The 17,124-nt window shown below is 42.4% G+C and carries 12 protein-coding genes; 8 read left to right on the forward strand and 4 right to left on the reverse strand.

From position 1 onward, the window contains the following. Window positions 1-39: 39 nt before the first annotated feature. Window positions 40-1,965, reverse strand: coding sequence for a glycoside hydrolase family 13 protein (locus EZE20_RS08115; protein WP_132116347.1), 1,926 nt, complete (start codon window positions 1,963-1,965; stop codon window positions 40-42). 181 nt (window positions 1,966-2,146) lie between these two features. On the opposite strand from EZE20_RS08115, the gene EZE20_RS08120 reads away from it, so the two are divergent. From EZE20_RS08120 to EZE20_RS08140, 5 genes are all read left to right on the forward strand, one after another. Continuing rightward, on the forward strand, window positions 2,147-3,892 hold the full coding sequence (locus EZE20_RS08120) for an alpha-amylase family glycosyl hydrolase (RefSeq protein ID WP_228713637.1): 1,746 nt from the start codon (window positions 2,147-2,149) through the stop codon (window positions 3,890-3,892). A gap of 13 nt (window positions 3,893-3,905) precedes the next feature. Further along, entirely contained in the window at window positions 3,906-5,474 is a 1,569-nt protein-coding gene (locus EZE20_RS08125; protein WP_132116494.1) for an MFS transporter, read from the forward strand. Between the two features lie 252 nt (window positions 5,475-5,726). Then, window positions 5,727-7,952 (forward strand): bifunctional alpha,alpha-trehalose-phosphate synthase (UDP-forming)/trehalose-phosphatase, encoded by a 2,226-nt coding sequence (locus tag EZE20_RS08130; protein ID WP_132116351.1) that lies wholly within the window; start codon window positions 5,727-5,729, stop codon window positions 7,950-7,952. 9 nt (window positions 7,953-7,961) lie between these two features. Continuing rightward, window positions 7,962-8,801, forward strand: a complete 840-nt coding sequence (locus tag EZE20_RS08135; RefSeq protein ID WP_132116353.1) for an N-acetylmuramoyl-L-alanine amidase-like domain-containing protein — start codon at window positions 7,962-7,964, stop codon at window positions 8,799-8,801. 2 nt (window positions 8,802-8,803) lie between these two features. Continuing rightward, window positions 8,804-9,874, forward strand: coding sequence for a mechanosensitive ion channel family protein (locus tag EZE20_RS08140; protein ID WP_132116355.1), 1,071 nt, complete (start codon window positions 8,804-8,806; stop codon window positions 9,872-9,874). Window positions 9,875-10,060: 186 nt separating this feature from the next. Here the strand turns inward: EZE20_RS08140 and EZE20_RS08145 are convergent, their stop codons facing one another. Further along, complete coding sequence (locus EZE20_RS08145) at window positions 10,061-10,621, reverse strand: DinB family protein (protein ID WP_132116357.1); 561 nt, start codon at window positions 10,619-10,621, stop codon at window positions 10,061-10,063. Window positions 10,622-10,884: 263 nt separating this feature from the next. Here EZE20_RS08145 and EZE20_RS08150 point away from each other — a divergent pair, with 263 nt between their 5' ends. Together EZE20_RS08150 and EZE20_RS08155 are read left to right on the forward strand one after the other, a co-directional pair. Next, window positions 10,885-14,121, forward strand: a complete 3,237-nt coding sequence (locus EZE20_RS08150; protein ID WP_132116359.1) for a WD40/YVTN/BNR-like repeat-containing protein — start codon at window positions 10,885-10,887, stop codon at window positions 14,119-14,121. A gap of 136 nt (window positions 14,122-14,257) precedes the next feature. Continuing rightward, a complete protein-coding gene (locus EZE20_RS08155) occupies window positions 14,258-14,806 on the forward strand; it encodes a DUF6580 family putative transport protein (protein ID WP_132116361.1) in 549 nt (182 codons plus the stop codon). 106 nt (window positions 14,807-14,912) lie between these two features. Here EZE20_RS08155 and EZE20_RS08160 read toward each other — a convergent pair whose 3' ends face one another. Both EZE20_RS08160 and EZE20_RS08165 read right to left on the reverse strand, forming a co-directional pair. Then, a complete protein-coding gene (locus EZE20_RS08160; RefSeq protein WP_132116363.1) occupies window positions 14,913-15,284 on the reverse strand; it encodes a hypothetical protein in 372 nt (123 codons plus the stop codon). A 59-nt stretch (window positions 15,285-15,343) separates the two neighbouring features. Beyond that, complete coding sequence (locus tag EZE20_RS08165) at window positions 15,344-16,246, reverse strand: histone deacetylase family protein (RefSeq protein WP_132116365.1); 903 nt, start codon at window positions 16,244-16,246, stop codon at window positions 15,344-15,346. A 250-nt stretch (window positions 16,247-16,496) separates the two neighbouring features. On the opposite strand from EZE20_RS08165, the gene EZE20_RS08170 reads away from it, so the two are divergent. After that, window positions 16,497-17,117, forward strand: coding sequence for a DUF4136 domain-containing protein (locus EZE20_RS08170; protein WP_132116367.1), 621 nt, complete (start codon window positions 16,497-16,499; stop codon window positions 17,115-17,117). Window positions 17,118-17,124 lie beyond the last annotated feature (7 nt).

The following is a 17,124-nucleotide window of genomic DNA, read 5'->3' on the forward strand; positions in this document are numbered from 1 at the left end:
AATTCAATAAAAAATACATAAAGTACCGTAATGTTTCTTCTATTTCATCAATTCCAGCACAACTGCTGATTGTGGTGGAAGTGAAAGTTTCTGAATGGAAGTTAAAGTATCGTCGGTCAGGATATTCTTTGCCGAAGCAAAACCGGCCATACGTTCCTGAAAGCGTTCCGTAGTAATTTCAATTTCCGACTCGTTAGAATTGATACACACCATCACTGTTTTGTGATTGTCGTACCGAAAGTATACATAAACACCATCAACTGGCAAAAACTGCATCAACTGACCGCTATGCAGGGCAGAAGTGTTTTTACGGTAGTTGGCCAACGTTTTGACAAAAGTAAAAGCTTCATTTTCTGCGGCAGTGCGTCCTTTGGCTATAAATTTATTTTCAGAATCACCCGGAAATCCACCGGGAAAATCACGGCGTACTTCGGCATCTGACGGATTCTTAAAATTTTTCATCAGAATCTCGGTACCATAGTACAACTGCGGAATTCCGCGGGTTGTCAGTAAAAACGTCAGACCCATTTTGTATTTGGCAAAGTTCTCGCCAATGACGGAGAAGTAGCGATCCATGTCATGATTATCCAGAAATGTTACAAGTTTGGAAGCATCTTTATACAAATAATCCTGTCCTAAAACCTGATAAATTCGCTGAATCCCCTCGTTCCAGCCCGGTTTCTGATTTAATGCGTCGTTGATTGCAAATTGTAACTGAAAATCACAGGAACCGGGCAAATTACTTTTGAAAGGAACGTTCAGATTATTCTGCTGAAAATAAGACTGATTTGCGATGCTGTTCACCCAGTTTTCTCCAAAAATATGGAGCTTTGGAAATTCTTCCAGCAAAGCGGCGTTGCAACGATTCATAAATTCCAGATCGTTGTACATATAGGTATCAATGCGCCAGGCATCAATTCCAAAATACTCCACCGTCCAAAGCGCGTGCTGAATCAGATAATTGGCCACAAACGGATTGGTCTGATTGAGATCTGGAAGGAACGGCACAAACCAGCCATCAGAAGTAACTTTTTTATCTATGTTAGAAGCATAAGGATCTACCAGCGGCTGATCTTTGTAGGACGTATTGGTGTAAGTAGGCCACTGATGCAGCCAATCTGCTGAGGGTAAATCCTTTACCAGCCAATGATTGATGCCAACGTGGTTATATACCGCATCCTGAATGATTTTAAGACCATTGGCATGCGCCACTTCTACCAGTTTTTTATAGGCAGCATTGCCACCTAGACGCTTGTCTACCTGATAATGATCGGTGAAGCCGTAGCCATGATACGCACTTCGTTTGGCTCCTCCTTCATCAGTCAAAGGTTGGTTGTTTTCCAGCACCGGATTGAGCCAAAGAGCCGTAACGCCGAGTTCTTTAAAATAATCCAGGTGGTTGATAATTCCCTGTAAATCACCTCCATGCCGAAGAAACGGATCTTTACGATCGGCCTGTGTATCTGCCATGTCCTTGAAGGTGTCGTTCGTAGGATCTCCGTTCGAGAAACGATCCGGCAAAAGCAGATAGATAAAATCAGCCGAGGTAACCCCCTGCCCTTTTGTGTAGGTAGCTCTTGGTTTGAGTTCGTAGGTTAGGGTTCGGGTAGCTAGTGTCTTTACAGGTTTCCGTTTTCCTTTTTGCGAAATTATCTCCTTCGAAAGCTCAATAGAGAAATTTCCGGCTCTACAATCGGGAGAAATAGTCAGATCGACAAATAGATAGTTAGGATTTTCAACCTGATTCACTTTATCAACATGCACTCCCGGATAATCAATTTTTACCTGAGCTCCTGCTATATTTTCTCCATGAATAAGTAGCTGCAATCGCGGATCTTTCATACCAATCCACCAGTTGAGGGGCTCCACCCGGTCTATGGATATCGTTTGACCAAAGACAGAATTTATGTCACCACAAATCACACTCAAAAAGATGAGTATTTTAAAAATAAAGGTTTTGTTCATACTAGTTTAAGGATAAGTAAAGTGCCAAATTAAAGCAAATAGTCTATTTTTTCATAAATAAATCCTTTTTACATTTGATTTCAGAATGAGTAAAACTATGCTAAATCGGATACTTTTTACGGTACTTTCATTTTTTATTGCTTTTTTAGGTGCCTGTACTAAAAGGAACGATAAAAAATCTATGGATTCTTTGCAAACAAAACACCACAAACTAGTTGTTTATCAGGTCTTTACCCGTCTTTTTGGAAACCAAAATACTACCAATTCTTTTTATGGTTCCCGGGATGAAAACGGCGTGGGAAAATTTAATGACATTACAACACTCGCCCTTAAAGAATTAAAGAAGTTAGGAATTTCTCACGTGTGGTACACCGGAGTAATTGAGCATGCCACGATGGCTGATTACTCTGAATTTGGCATACGCCCCGACAATCCCTTGATTGTGAAGGGGAAAGCGGGATCTCCCTACGCCATTAAGGATTATTACGACGTTAACCCAGACCTCGCTGTTAACGTTTCAGCACGTATGACTGAATTTGAGGCACTAGTCCAGCGCACGCACGACGAGAATCTGAAAGTTCTCATAGATTTTGTACCCAATCACGTTTCGCGCCAATATGCCTCTGATCAGAAACCACAGGGTGTGCGGGATTTTGGAGAAGGCGACAAAATTTCAGTCGTTTTTGACCAGCAAAATAATTTTTACTACCTGCCCGATCAGCCCTTTCGCTTACCGGATGGACTGAAACCACCGGTTGCTCCCAAAGAAATGTATGAGGAATTTCCGGCCAAGGCTACCGGAAACGACGTTTTTAATGCCCAACCCACGATTAATGACTGGTTTGAAACGATTAAACTCAACTACGGCGTGGATTATTTGGGGGGGCATGCCAAGCGCTTTGATCCAATTCCTTCTACATGGCTCAAAATGCGGGATATTCTGGCTTTTTGGACTAAAAAAGGCGTAGATGGTTTTCGGTGCGACATGGCCGAAATGGTACCCGTTGAGTTTTGGGGATGGGTTATTCCGGAAATTGAGGCAATAAATCCTGACATTATCTTTATCGCAGAAATTTATAATCCCGAACAGTATCACAACTATATCAAAAACGGTAAGTTCTCCTATTTATATGATAAAGTTGGCCTGTACGACGCGCTACGCAGACTGATGGAAGGGCACGGATCGGTGGAAGACATTACGCGCGTTTGGCAAAAAGAATCAGGAGATATTTCGGAACATATGCTGCGTTTTCTTGAAAATCATGACGAACAACGCATTGCTTCCGAATTTTTCGCAAAAGATCCGTTTGTGGCAATCCCCGCAATGACCCTCAGCGCTACCTTGCATACGGGTCCACTGATGATTTATTTTGGGCAGGAAGTTGGCGTGAATCCTACACAGGCAGAGGGCTTTCAGGGCAACGATGGACGCACCACTATTTTTGATTATTGGGGCGTGCCTGAATTTCAGCAATGGGTTAATAAAGGTAAGTTTGATGGCGAAAAACTTGATTCAAAAGCGAAGGAGCTACGGGAATTTTATCAGGCTTTAAATCATTTTTCCACCAGTCAGGAGGCTATTCACTCTGGAAAATTTTATGATTTACAGTACGCCAATGTACACGGTCAAAGCGCCAACTACGATTCAACCCGGGTATATAGCTATTTACGCTATACCGAAAATCAGAAGTTTATTTGTGTGTACAATTTTGATAAAAACCGGACAATTTCCACAACAATTAAACTACCTGCGCATGCGCTTGTAGATTCCATGCAGTGCGCTTTGGATAAAAGTTATGAAGTATTAGAAGTCTTTCCCGCAACCGAATTCAAAGCTAAAAGCATTGGCAACGAGCTTGTAAATCAGGGACTTCCCATTACTCTTCCTCCACTATCGGTAAAAATCTTACAACTACGCGAAAAATAATATGGCAATTTCTATGTCTTCTGCAACACCTGCGGCCACCCGTCAAAAACCAAAGTTACATTTTTGGGACATATGGAACATGAGTTTTGGCTTTTTGGGTATTCAGTTTGGCTTTGCGCTTCAAAATGCAAACGTCAGCCGGATTTTTGAAACCCTCGGTGCTAATGTAGACGACATTCCGATTCTTTGGGTAGCTGCGCCTTTGACCGGGCTCATTATTCAGCCCATCATCGGGTATTTCAGCGATCGTACCTGGACAAAGCTTGGCCGTCGAAGACCCTATTTTTTGGCAGGTGCTATTTTGGCTTCACTTGCACTGTTCGTGATGCCGAACTCACCTAGTTTATGGTTTGCTGCCGGCATGCTGTGGATCATGGATGCTTCCATTAACATCACAATGGAACCGTTCCGGGCTTTTGTGGGCGACAATCTTCCCTCTTCTCAGCGTACCACGGGCTTTGCCATGCAGAGTTTCTTTATCGGCATCGGTGCCATCGTGGCATCTTCTCTGCCTTATGTTATGACCAATTGGTTTGATGTGCCCAATCAGGCCGCAGAAGGAATAATCCCAAATTCCGTAAAATGGTCGTTCTATTTAGGCGGAACGGTGTTTTTGCTCGCGGTACTTTGGACAGTAATTAAATCCAACGAATACCCCCCCGAAGAACTCAATTCATTTGCTGATAATGCCGAGGAAATTCTCCCGATACCTGCTTCAACTAGGGCCGCAGAAATAGTTTTTCAGACGAACGGAAAATCTCAACTCGTCAAGGGCGGAGTTCTTACCGTGATTGGCCTGATTTTTACGTGGTGGCTTTCTACCCAAAACCTCAACAAAGAACTGTATATATTCTCCATTGGCCTGGCACTTGTAGGCCTTTTACTCGCTGCCTCAGGTTATTTGCAAAAGAGCGGTTCGCATCAAAATGGTTTTGTGACCATGATGAACGACTTTGAGCACATGCCACCTACCATGAAACAACTGGCAGTTGTTCAGTTTTTTTCATGGTTTGCCTTATTCGCTATGTGGATTTATATGACGCCTGCCGTAACTAGCCACTTATACGGAACCACCGACACAACCTCCAAAATATACAACGACGGGGCCGATTGGGTCGGACTTTGCATGGGTGTCTATAATGGAATTTCGGCTTTGGTTGCCTTCGCAATTCCGGTTGTTGCACGCCTGACAAGCCGCCGAATGACTCACCTGATTTGCCTTGTGGCAGGAGGATTAGGCCTGCTGTCTGTTTATTTTCTTCCCAATCCCAACGCACTTATGCTATCTATGATTGGTGTTGGTATCGCATGGGCGTCAATACTTTCAGTTCCATACGCTATGTTGGCAGGTTCATTACCAGCCCAAAAAATGGGGTATTATATGGGCGTTTTTAACTTTTTTATTGTTATTCCTCAAATCGTTGCCGCAGCTCTTTTGGGTTTTTTGGTGAAAGAATTATTTGCTGGCGAACCCATTTTTGCCCTCGTTATTGGCGGAGTTTCGATGATTGTGGCCGGACTGCTTTGTTTACGTGTAAAAGATCAGGACGATATAGAAGTCAGCGAAATAGGTTTGCCATAAGTATTCAAAACCTGAAAAAAGTAACTAACGGAAGAATCGAAAGAATCTTCCGTTTTTTTTATTATTGGAACATTCTCCTGTACAATTTTTATAAATTTAGGTATTAAAGCATTATTAGGCTAAATTAGTTGTAACCCAGTTCTATTACCTGGGCATGCCTTTTTAGTTAACTCTTACGTTCGGTTTCCTGTAAATCTTCTTTTCAGGTAAATTACTCCATCTTTTTCATCACCGGACGAAAAATTCATTCTCATGAAAAACACACCTTCACGAACCAAAGGAAGGCTGATTTTGGCGGCCTATCGCCTTCCCTTCAAAATCATTCAAAACGAGACCGGATACTCACTATTTCAAAATTCAGGCGGCCTGGTTTCTGCGGTTCTTTCGCTCGCTCAGGGTCAGGTTAACACGAGTTTTGATTTTGCCGACAAAATTCAATGGGTTGGTTATACAGACAACAATCCGGAAGAATTGGCTGGTGTCACGCTCGAAAACGAAAGCTTCAAAGCACACCCTGTTTTTATTCCACCTCAAATAAACGAGCCTTATTACGAAGGTTTCTGCAACGATTTAATATGGCCGTTGTTTCATTACTTTCCTTCGTTGGCCCATTTCGAAAATACAAATTTTGAAGCCTATCAGGAAGCCAATCTGTTATTTTTTGAAAAATTAAAAGAAATTATTCAACCAAACGATGTCATTTGGATCCACGACTATCAGCTCATGCTTCTGCCGGATTTGATTCGGCAGCAGTTCCCAACTAACAAAATTGGTTTCTTTTTCCATATTCCATTTCCTTCATACGAAATCTTCCGCCTGTTGCCAACCACCTGGCGCGAGTCCATTATTGACGGAATTTTGGGTGCTGATGTGGTAGGTTTTCACACCAATGATTACGTAGAGTACTTCCTGAAAGCAGTCAGAATGGTGGTTGGTTACGGAAATAAATTACATTATGTCAATCTTAATAACCGGATCGTCAAGGTTGACTCCTTTCCAATTAGCATTGACTATCAAAAGTTTAACGATGCTTTCGATCTCCCCGAGGTAAAACACGAGCGAGAGCAGGTTCGGGCAACACTCAAAGAGAAAATTATATTTTCGGTCGATCGACTCGACTACTCCAAAGGGCTGCTGCATCGCCTCAAAGGTTATGAGCGCTTCCTGGAACGATTTCCAAACTGGCACGAAAAAGTTTCCTTCGTCATGGTGGTCGTCCCCTCACGAGATCAGATTGAACAGTACCAACAAATGAAATCGGAGATTGATCAGACCGTCGGACGAATCAATTCCAGTTTTGGAAAAATGCACTGGCAACCGATTATTTATCAGTATCGCTCCATGCCATTTGAAGAACTCGTTGGCATGTATACTGCAAGTGACGTGGCCTTGATAACTCCCGTAAGAGACGGGATGAATCTGGTTTGTAAGGAGTATGTGGCAAGCCGGAAAGACGTGCAGGGTGTACTGATACTCAGCGAGATGGCCGGAGCAGCAGCGGAACTCGGTGAGGCCTTGATTATTAATCCAACGGATGCAGAAGAGATTGGCAGTGCTGTGGTCCGCGCACTGGAAATGGAAACAGACGAACAACGTAAACGCATGGAAGCCATGCAAATGCGATTACGGGAATATGATGTTTTTGCATGGACAAACGACTTTTTTACCCAAATGCTTATGATCGAACAGGAACACAAAAAACTAAGTCATGCGTATCTTAAAACAAAAGACATGCAGGCAATTGGCCGAGCTTATCAGGCGGCGGCTAATCCTATTTTCTTCTTTGACTACGATGGTACCCTCGTCCCGATTGTGCGCGATCCGTCCGAAGCATTGGTGACGCAGGAAGTTAAACAAATAATCGCCCAACTAGCCGAAGAAGCCACGGTGGTAGTCATCAGTGGCCGGGATAGAGCGTTTTTGAGTAGTGTTCTTGGCGACTTGCCGGTACATTTAGTAGCTGAGCACGGCGCACTTATCAAGAAAAAAACGGATACTGACTGGGTCTTAAATCCTGATTATGTAGAAGATTGGAAAGATAGCATTCGTTCGATTTTAGATTTATTTGTCAAAAGATGTCCGGGAGCTTTTGTAGAAGAGAAGGAAACGTCATTGGCCTGGCATTACCGCACGGCCGAAGACCAGGAATATGCCCTCAGAAGAGCGCAGGAGCTGGCCTGGCAACTAAAAAGCTTTATTCAGCCGGAGCTGAACCTGCAAATTATTGAAGGTAATATGGTGATTGAGGTTAAAAAAACAGCATTTAATAAAGGCACTTCGGCACGTTCATTTCTTGATCTTGGCGACTACGATTTTATTTTGGCAATGGGTGACGACACTACGGACGAGGATATGTTTGCCGCTTTACCAAAATCCGCCTATACCATTAAAGTGGGTGATGCTTTGTCCGTCGCCAAAAATCATGTAAAAAATCAGCAGGCAGTTTTTGAATTACTTACTATTTTTAAAGCGAACTAGCTTAAAAATATGAAACTACTGATTTTTGCAGGAGGCCTCCTGGGCTTGTTGCTCGCTCAACAATCGTTGGCGCAGGTTACACAGGAAGAAAGTTATTCAAAAAAAATTCAACAAGTCAGTTCGGGGAATTTACCTGAACTGACTTTTCAGATGGCCAAAACCTTTTTGGGTACACCTTACGTAGCCCAAACGCTCGAAGGAAACGAAAAGGAGCAACTTATTTGCCGTTTTGATGGCCTTGACTGCACAACGTTGGTTGAAGTTTCGCTTGCACTTGCTATTTCAAAACAGAATTCGCTGAACTATTCCCAATTTCTTACTCAACTTGAACGAGTGCGCTACAAGGATGGAAGGATCAATGGATACGGTTCCAGACTTCATTACTTCACTTCCTGGATGCTCGAACATCAATCCAAAGGCTTGGTTCGGGATGTAACGAAGGAACTTGGCGGGGTACCTTTTACCAAAACAATTAACTTCATGTCTACCCATGCAGATTTGTATAAAGGAATTTCTTCAACAGAACTTTTACAGGAAATTAGTAAGAATGAGCAGGAAGTTAACCAATCTGACCTATACTTTATCCCAAAATCAGCGGTTCGTTCCGTAGAATCTATCCTACAAACCGGTGATATTATTGGAATTACGTCCACCGTGGCTGGCCTTGATTGTAACCACCAGGGTGTTATTCAAATACGTAATGGACGTGCCTACCTTTTACACGCTTCAACTACCGCGCAGGCAGTGATCGCAAGCAAAGAACCTCTGACAGACTATTTACAATCCGTGAAGCGGCACAGTGGAATCATTGTTGTCAGACCGGTTATGCAAGCTACAACTTTGAAATAATCATGGAATTCAGCTACTGGTACATCTTGGTTTTGGCTGTTGTATTGGGCATTTTCACTGCCTGGTCTCTGATCCGGATCATACATTTTTTATCAAAAAAACCTGATCGAACCTTTCTGAAAACGGTCAATCAAAACATTACCAACGTCATCTATTTCTTCTTTCCTGTTCTTTTTCTGACGATTAGCTCCACAAACCCTTTATCGCATGAGCTCAAAATGCCCTTATTTTTTCCGTTGAGCAAATTGGCCCTGCTTACCGTAAGCACCTGGCTCGTCATTCGGATTGTGGTAATATTCGAGAAATTTGTACTGGCTCAGCTTGATCTGAATAAGGCAAATAACAACGAGGAAAGGAAGCTTTTCACGAAAGTCAAGTTCATCAAACGGATCATCATCATTTGCATTTTTATCATCTCCTTTTCGCTGCTTTTGCTCAGTTTTGAGAAAGGAAGAGAATTTGGGCTGGGTTTGCTCACATCGGCAGGGATTGTCAGTGTAATTGTCGGTTTTGCCGCTCAGAAAACAATTGGGAATTTGTTGGCTGGTATTCAGATTGCTTTTACACAACCGTTGAAAATTGAAGATGTAGTGATAGTTGAAGGAGAATGGGGACGAATTGAAGAAATTAATCTTACCTACATTGTAGTAAAAACCTGGGACTTCCGACGCCTGGTTTTGCCAATTACATACTTTATTGAAAAACCTTTCCAAAACTGGACACGGAACGATTCGAGCCTCATTGGTTCGGCTTTCTTTTACCTTGATTTTCATGCACCGATCGAGAAAATACGCACCAACTTTCTCGAACTTTTGAAAAATAATCCTTTGTGGGATGGGAATGTGGCTGCATTTCAGGTAACTGATACAAAAGATCAGTATATGGTAGTTCGGGCAATTATGTCGGCTCGGAATGCCGGTGATGCCTTTGATCTTCGCTGTGAAGTACGTGAACAAATTATACGCTTACTTACAACCGAATTTCCAGAGGCCTTGCCCCGCGTGCCACTTGCTTTTCCTCAGGGCGACACGCCCGGCGCGGGTACATTTCTTTCTTCAAAGAATGTTGATTAACAGGTAATTTTTTATAGAACCTCACATTTTCTAAAAAATATATACACAAAAAAGCCATTCGAAATTTCGAATGGCTTTCCGACATATATCCACACCATTAAAAGCACAACCCTAGCAGGTTGAACTTTATCTTAAATGCAATTTACTTATATTTTTCCAATATAAGTTATAATATTGTTATTACTTTTAATCAAAGTCATTGTAATTTTCCCCAAAAGTACTACTATCCTTGTAATCTTCCAAGTCTTCCTCTTCAAAAGCCTTCAAAGTTAATCCTTTTTTTATTAATGAGATTTGGCCGGCATGATACATATCGTGATTGACCAACCCATGTAAAAGCGTATAAAAAGTATAATCCCGACCGGGAACTATGTCTTCCAGAAAAGCGTCACTCGTTTTTTTCTCTAATTCGCTGATTAACTCTTCCTGCGACAAACTTAATTCCATTTGGAGAGTTTCCCACTCAAAATCATCAAAAAATGTAAATTTCTTCCAATTCTTTTCTTTTGTGTTAACGTCAAAAGCGGCATCTCCCTGCAATTTCCTGACCGCAAATATTCGCCACGTGGTAATATGAAACACAAGTTCGGCAATTGTATGCGTATTTGGGACAATCCTTTTATCGGCTTTTTTTGGGGTAACATCTCTTAAAACTTCCACGAGACTTGGTCCATGCCATGCTTGCTCGCTTTCATAGGTATCGTTTAAAAGATCTATTATACGTAAGATTTCCTCCTTTGTTTCCATTCCATCTGTTGTTCAGCTGCAAATATGTTGATTTTAGAAAAATCAAACCAATAGATTGCTCTTTTTTATTTCAAATAAATTTTCAAATCCAATCAATTGTCCAAATATAGCTCTTAGGATACAAATACAAGAGATACCACTATTTACATATTTTTTGAGTATCAGGTATTTGGAAAAAGATTATAGGTCAAAATATGGTTGTTGCTGCATGAATCCACTTTTTTGGCTAAATTTCCTTTTTGATCAACCTAAACAACGAACTAATGCGCACAAGGTTTTTTGCCGGAAGCAGGATAACACTCCTGACCCTTCTGGTATTTCTGTCGTTTTCCGGATCCAATCCGACTTTTGCACAAAAAAGAACCGGGAAACAAGTGGCCGCAACTCCAACGGCTTCAAAAGGTTATAATCCAGAATTTTTCAAAGGCCTTCGCTGGCGTAACATCGGGCCTTTTCGCGGAGGACGTTCCCTGGCAGTAAGCGGCGTGGTAGGCCAAAGCAATGTGTACTATTTTGGTGCCGTCGGTGGTGGAATATGGAAAACCGTGGACGGTGGCAACAATTGGTTTCCAGTCTCTGACTCGACTTTCAAGGCAAGTTCTATCGGAGCAATTGCTGTGGCTCCTTCCAACCCAAATGTACTCTATGCTGGAACCGGCGAAACGGACATTCGGGGAAATATTTCTTACGGAGACGGCATGTACAAATCGGATGATGCAGGAAAAAGCTGGAAGCATATTGGCCTGAAAGCGGCCAATGCCATTGCAACGATTCAGGTAAATCCTACAAACCCGGACATTGTTTTTGTGGCCGCAATGGGCAATATTTTTGGTCCAAATCCTGAACGAGGCGTGTTCAGATCCAAAGACGGCGGAGCTACCTGGAAGCATGTTCTGGCAAAAAATGACAGCACGGGCGCCGTTGATTTGGTCATTGATCCTTCCAATGCCAATGTTCTTTACGCTTCCCTTTGGCAGGCGTATCGCAACCACCACTCCATGAGTAGTGGCGGTCCCGGCAGCGGACTGTACAAATCTACTGACGGTGGTGAAACATGGAAAGACTTGTCCAAAAATCCGGGTTTGCCCAAAGGGCTGCTGGGAAAAATCGGCATTACGGTATCGCCGGTAAATGCCAATCGTCTCTATGCCATGATCGAAAATAAGGAAAATGGCGGTTTGTACACATCGTACAATGGTGGTGATACCTGGCAACTTGTAAATGCCAGTGCTGATTTGAAACAACGTCCCTGGTATTATATGAAACTTGCCGCGGATCCTAAAAATGAAAATGGACTTATTGTGCTGAATGTCGATGCCTGGAAATCTTTTGATGGTGGAAAATCTTTCTCGGGAATTGACGTACATCATGGCGATACGCACGACATTTGGATTAACCCCGACAATCCGGACAACTTTATTATTGGCGACGACGGCGGCGGAGAGGTTACTTTTAATGGCGGTGGTACATTTACCGAACTGGACATTCCAACGGCTCAGTTTTATCACGTACATACCGACAACGAGTTTCCCTATAATGTCTATGGTGCACAACAGGACAACAGCACCGTGCGCATTGCGAGCCGCACCACGGGTTATTCCATTACGACTAGTGATTGGTGGCCCGTTGCCGGTGGCGAATCGGGCTATGTGGTGGAAGACCCACTCAATCCTGATGTGACAATCGGTGGCAGCTACGATGGTTTTTTGAGTATGATGAATAAAAAAACGGGAGAACGTAAGCTCATTAACGTTTATCCTGAATTTTATATGGGACATGGTTCTGATACACGTGAATATCGTTTTCAGTGGACATACCCCATCCTATTTTCTCCACATGATCCAAAAACGCTATACGTAACTTCACAATACGTGCACAAATCAACAGATTATGGACATAGCTGGGAAGCCATTAGCCCTGATCTGACCCGGCACGATCCGGCAACGATGGGAGCAAGTGGAGGGCCAATCAGCAAGGATAATACGGGTGTAGAAACCTACGCCACCATTTTTGCAATGGTAGAATCTACCCACGAAAAAGGGGTTTTCTATACCGGATCTGACGACGGATTGTTGCACATAAGCAAGGACAATGGAAAATCCTGGCAGAATATCACCCCCGCCACCTCCCTGCTGCCTGATTTCTCCATGATCAGCATCATTGAAGTTTCCCCGCACGATCCTGCTACGGTTTATGTAGCTGCTACCCGCTATAAACTCAACGATTTTAAGCCGTACCTTCTAAAATCGACAGATTATGGAAAAACATGGAAAATGATAACCAATGGAATTCCGACTGATCAGTTTACCCGAGTAATTCGGGAAGATCCCACGCGTAAGAATTTGTTGTTTGCGGGAACTGAACAAGGCATTTGGGCATCGTTTGATGGTGGCGATTCATGGCAATCGCTTCAACTGAATCTTCCTATATCCCCGATTCATGATTTGGTAATTCAAAAACGTGAGCATGATTTGGTAGTAGCTACCCACGGTCGCTCGTTCTGGATTTTGGACGACCTGACTCCACTGTATGAACTTTCGGATCAATTGGCTCAGAAAACTACGCATTTGTTTAAGCCCAATCACTCGTACCGAATGAACGGTGGCAGCCGCATTTCGGCCATTCCAACGGAAGGAGAAAATGCCGCAAATGGTGTAGTGATCCGATATTTCATGAAAGAAGCACCAAAAGAAGAGCTCAAAATGCACTTCCTTACTATGTCCGGCGATTCCATAATTTCGTATTCAAGCAAGAAAAATAAGAAAGGTGAACCGCTGAAAATACCGAAGGATTTTTATACGGACGATACTCAGAATCGACCCGGTTCGCTACCTGTTCAAAGTGGAACAAATACCTTTGTCTGGGACATGCGCTATCCGGATGCAACGCAGGTTGAAGGAACCAACGTGATGTGGTCGGGATCGGTAGTTGGCCCAAAGGCAGTTCCGGGTACGTATCAGGTTCACTTGTATGCGGGCAAAGAACTAATTGGTAAGCAGGAATTTACAATCCTGAAAGACCCACGCATACAAACCACCGACGCTGAGTTTAAGGAGCAGTTTGACCTACTGATGAAGATCAATGAAAAATTATCTGAAACGCATAAAAACATCAATAAGCTTCGTAGCATTCGCAAACAAATGAATGATTTTATGCAGACCGTGAAAGATTCATCGACTAGTACAAAACTGAAAGAATTGTCGAAACCTGTGCTGGAAGAATTTGAGAAAATAGAAAATGCACTCATGCAGCCAAAATCCAAGGCAATGCAGGACGCACTGAATTTCCCGATTCAACTCAATGATAAACTGGCAGGCGTAAAAACCGTGGTAATGTCCGGCGATTACAAACCGACCAAGTCATCTTATGCGGCCTTTGAAAGTATCTCAAATCGTATTGACACGCACCTGAACCGATTGTCAGAGCTGATTGAAAAAGATGTTCCTGCGTTTAATCAGGCAGCTAAATCTTCCGAAATGAAAGCCATCATCATCAATTGATCCTTTAATTTTGAAGGCAAATAAGAGCTCTCAGGATTGGATTCAGGTCCAAAACTGAGAGCTTCTTTTTTGGTGAATTTTGAACCATTGGCCGCTTATACTATCTTTACGGAGTTAAAGGAAAAACCAAAAACCAATGAAAATAAATAACCTTCAAATTACCACGCTGACGATCCTGATTTTTGCAGCGGCTCTTACGCGACTTTTACCTCATCCATTCAACTTCACACCGATTGGTGCAATTGCTCTCTTCGGAGGTGCTCATTTTGGCCGCAAGTTCCTGGCTTTTGTAGTTCCTCTGACAGCGATGCTCCTGAGCGATGCTCTCATTGGCTTCCATAGTTCGATGTGGGCAGTGTATATTTCGTTTGTATTAATTGTTTTTATTGGCATGGGAGCGCTCAAAAAAGTAACTGCGGGTCGCGTGTTTGGCAGTGCCATTGCATCGTCAGTTCTCTTTTTTCTGATCACCAATTTTGCCGTATGGTACGGTGCCGAAAATTTTTATCCACAGACTTTCGCCGGTCTGCTTGCTTCGTATGTAGCAGGATTACAATTTTATCAGCAGAATCTTTTTGGGAATTTATTCCTGAATACGGTTTATGGAGATCTGTTCTTTTCAGGACTACTTTTTGGTTCGTATGCTTTACTGAAAAGCAAGGTTCCTGCGCTTCGGACGATATAAGATTTTCAATACTATTCCTTGCAAAAAAGCCCGCACATTTTGCGGGCTTTTTTGCAATTTTATGAATACAATCTGAGAGAAAGTATCTGTGGAAACAGGGCTTTATTTATGCATCATTTCTGATAAACAAGACTTTATCTTTTCCTTTTCTACGTCTTACCAAACCTTTTTGAAGGGAAAGATTATGTTCAAAGAATTCAATTGCCCGAAAAATGCGGTAGTTTTTTACTGCCGAAAAATAGGGTTTTTTATCTTTTTGCTGAATCAGCCGAACATCCAATTTATAAACAGTACCTTCTGGAAAAGCTTGAATTGCCCAGGGTTTGCAGCGAATTTTCAGGTCAGCCGGAACCCTCTGCCCTTCCATTGTGACCAACGTGGGTTTGTGGGTTTTGGGGTCAATACACATTTTGGCATAAATATCCAGAAAAACGTACTTGGTAAGTTCCGGAAAATGCTCTACCAAAGAAAGCTGCATGCGACTTAGGGTTTGTTCTGCAAAAATTAGGTTTTTTTTATAATTTCCTAATTTTATTCCTAAAAATAGAGTTTTGAAGCCATGCGAAAGGTATTGCAATGCGCCTCCACAATATCCGCAATGCGGCTGGAATATCCACCACCCATCGAGACTACCACCGGAACCTGATAGTGTTGGCAGGTTTTGAACACAAATTCATCACGCTGACGGCACCCCTCGCGAGTCATGCTGAGATGACCAAGCTTGTCGGTTGCTAATGTATCAACACCTGCCACAAAAAAGGCAAAATCAGGGCGGTGTTCTTCAAAAAGACGGGGAAGCGTATGATGTAAAATGCTCAAATATTCAGCATCTGTTGTACCGGTTGGCAACGCAATATCCAAATCCGACTCTTCTTTTTTTAACGGATAATTGGCACTTCCGTGCATTGAAAACGTAAAAACTTCCGGTCGGTTTTGGAACATGACTGCCGTTCCATTTCCCTGATGCACATCCAAATCAATGACCAGAATTCTCGTGGCCAATTGCTTTTCCAGCAAGTAATTAGCCGCAATTCCTACATCATTTAATAGACAAAAACCTTCTCCCCTATCCGGATAAGCATGATGTGTGCCTCCGGCCACATTGAGTGCTACGCCATGCTGTTGAGCAAAAAAACAACAATCCACAGTTCCCTGTGCGATCACGAGTTCCCGAACGACAAGCTCGGCAGTCAGTGGAAAACCAATTCGCCGGATCATTTTTGCCGGTAAACCAAGCGAGTGAAGTTCTTGCCAGTAGTTTACCGAGTGGACAGCCAACACCCATTTTTCATCCAACTTTTCAGGACAAAAAAAATTGGATTCGGTACACGTACCTTCATGAATAAGCTGTTGAGGAATAAGTTCATACTTCACCATTGGAAATCGATGTCCGTCGGGAAGTGGTTGTTGATAAAGGGTACAGTAGGCAACTTTTAACATTTTCAAGAAATAGTAATAGACAATTACAACTCATCGCCTCCCGAAATGGTCGTTAAAATATGGCATACAGTTTAATCAACGGATCTGGAAGGACTGTAATCAATCTATAAATCAACCTCAGGTTTGGAGCTTTGTTTAGATTGGTAGGGCCACAAATGGACAAAAACTAACTATTCGACCCACATTCAAGTAAAATCTTTTAAGGTAAAATTTCGTTAAATCTGTAACACATTAAAAATAAAGTACAACTATGAAGTATCTAACATTTTTTGGTTTGGCAGCCCTTTTGGGTTTATTTTCAGCTTGTACCAAAGATCCGCTTAAAGATTTAACCCTTGAAGAGTCTCAGGTTTTTATAACCAATTATGATAAATCTGTAAACTTTTCTCAATATCAAACATTTAGTATTCTGGATTCAGTATTAGTCATTGGCAATCAGGGCAATGGCTCTTCACTTACCGATATTGACATTCAGTTTTTGACACAGGTTGTGGATCAAATGAAAGCACTTGGTTACACGTACGTAAGTCCACAAGACAACCCGGACCTCGGAATCAACGTAGCGCAGGTACGAAATAGTTTTCTGAATGTTGTGTCGCAACCGATTTCGCCTTTTTTGGGTAATTTTTGGGGTGGAGGATTTGGTTATGGCTATGGGTACGGCTATCCGGCCTATTTTTCCTACTACCAAACCCGCGAAAATTATTGGTATATGGAAATGATTGATTTCAAAAATCCAGATACTGCCAACAATCAGGTCAAGGTTGTTTGGAATGCTGAAATCCGGGGAAACGGGTTATTTGAGCCGGATTTACTAAACTCTGTTATCCAACAGGTTTTTGAGCAATCTACGTATTTAAATAAGAATTGATCCACAA

This window comes from Arundinibacter roseus, from assembly GCF_004348825.1.
Lineage (GTDB): Bacteria > Bacteroidota > Bacteroidia > Cytophagales > Spirosomataceae > Arundinibacter > Arundinibacter roseus.

Coding starts and splice junctions, on each gene's coding strand:
- EZE20_RS08115 (WP_132116347.1), bottom strand. CDS start 1,965: ATGAACAAAACCTTTATTTTTAAAATACTCATCTTTTTGAGTGTGATT.
- EZE20_RS08120 (WP_228713637.1), top strand. CDS start 2,147: ATGGATTCTTTGCAAACAAAACACCACAAACTAGTTGTTTATCAGGTC.
- EZE20_RS08125 (WP_132116494.1), top strand. CDS start 3,906: ATGTCTTCTGCAACACCTGCGGCCACCCGTCAAAAACCAAAGTTACAT.
- EZE20_RS08130 (WP_132116351.1), top strand. CDS start 5,727: ATGAAAAACACACCTTCACGAACCAAAGGAAGGCTGATTTTGGCGGCC.
- EZE20_RS08135 (WP_132116353.1), top strand. CDS start 7,962: ATGAAACTACTGATTTTTGCAGGAGGCCTCCTGGGCTTGTTGCTCGCT.
- EZE20_RS08140 (WP_132116355.1), top strand. CDS start 8,804: ATGGAATTCAGCTACTGGTACATCTTGGTTTTGGCTGTTGTATTGGGC.
- EZE20_RS08145 (WP_132116357.1), bottom strand. CDS start 10,621: ATGGAAACAAAGGAGGAAATCTTACGTATAATAGATCTTTTAAACGAT.
- EZE20_RS08150 (WP_132116359.1), top strand. CDS start 10,885: ATGCGCACAAGGTTTTTTGCCGGAAGCAGGATAACACTCCTGACCCTT.
- EZE20_RS08155 (WP_132116361.1), top strand. CDS start 14,258: ATGAAAATAAATAACCTTCAAATTACCACGCTGACGATCCTGATTTTT.
- EZE20_RS08160 (WP_132116363.1), bottom strand. CDS start 15,284: ATGCAGCTTTCTTTGGTAGAGCATTTTCCGGAACTTACCAAGTACGTT.
- EZE20_RS08165 (WP_132116365.1), bottom strand. CDS start 16,246: ATGTTAAAAGTTGCCTACTGTACCCTTTATCAACAACCACTTCCCGAC.
- EZE20_RS08170 (WP_132116367.1), top strand. CDS start 16,497: ATGAAGTATCTAACATTTTTTGGTTTGGCAGCCCTTTTGGGTTTATTT.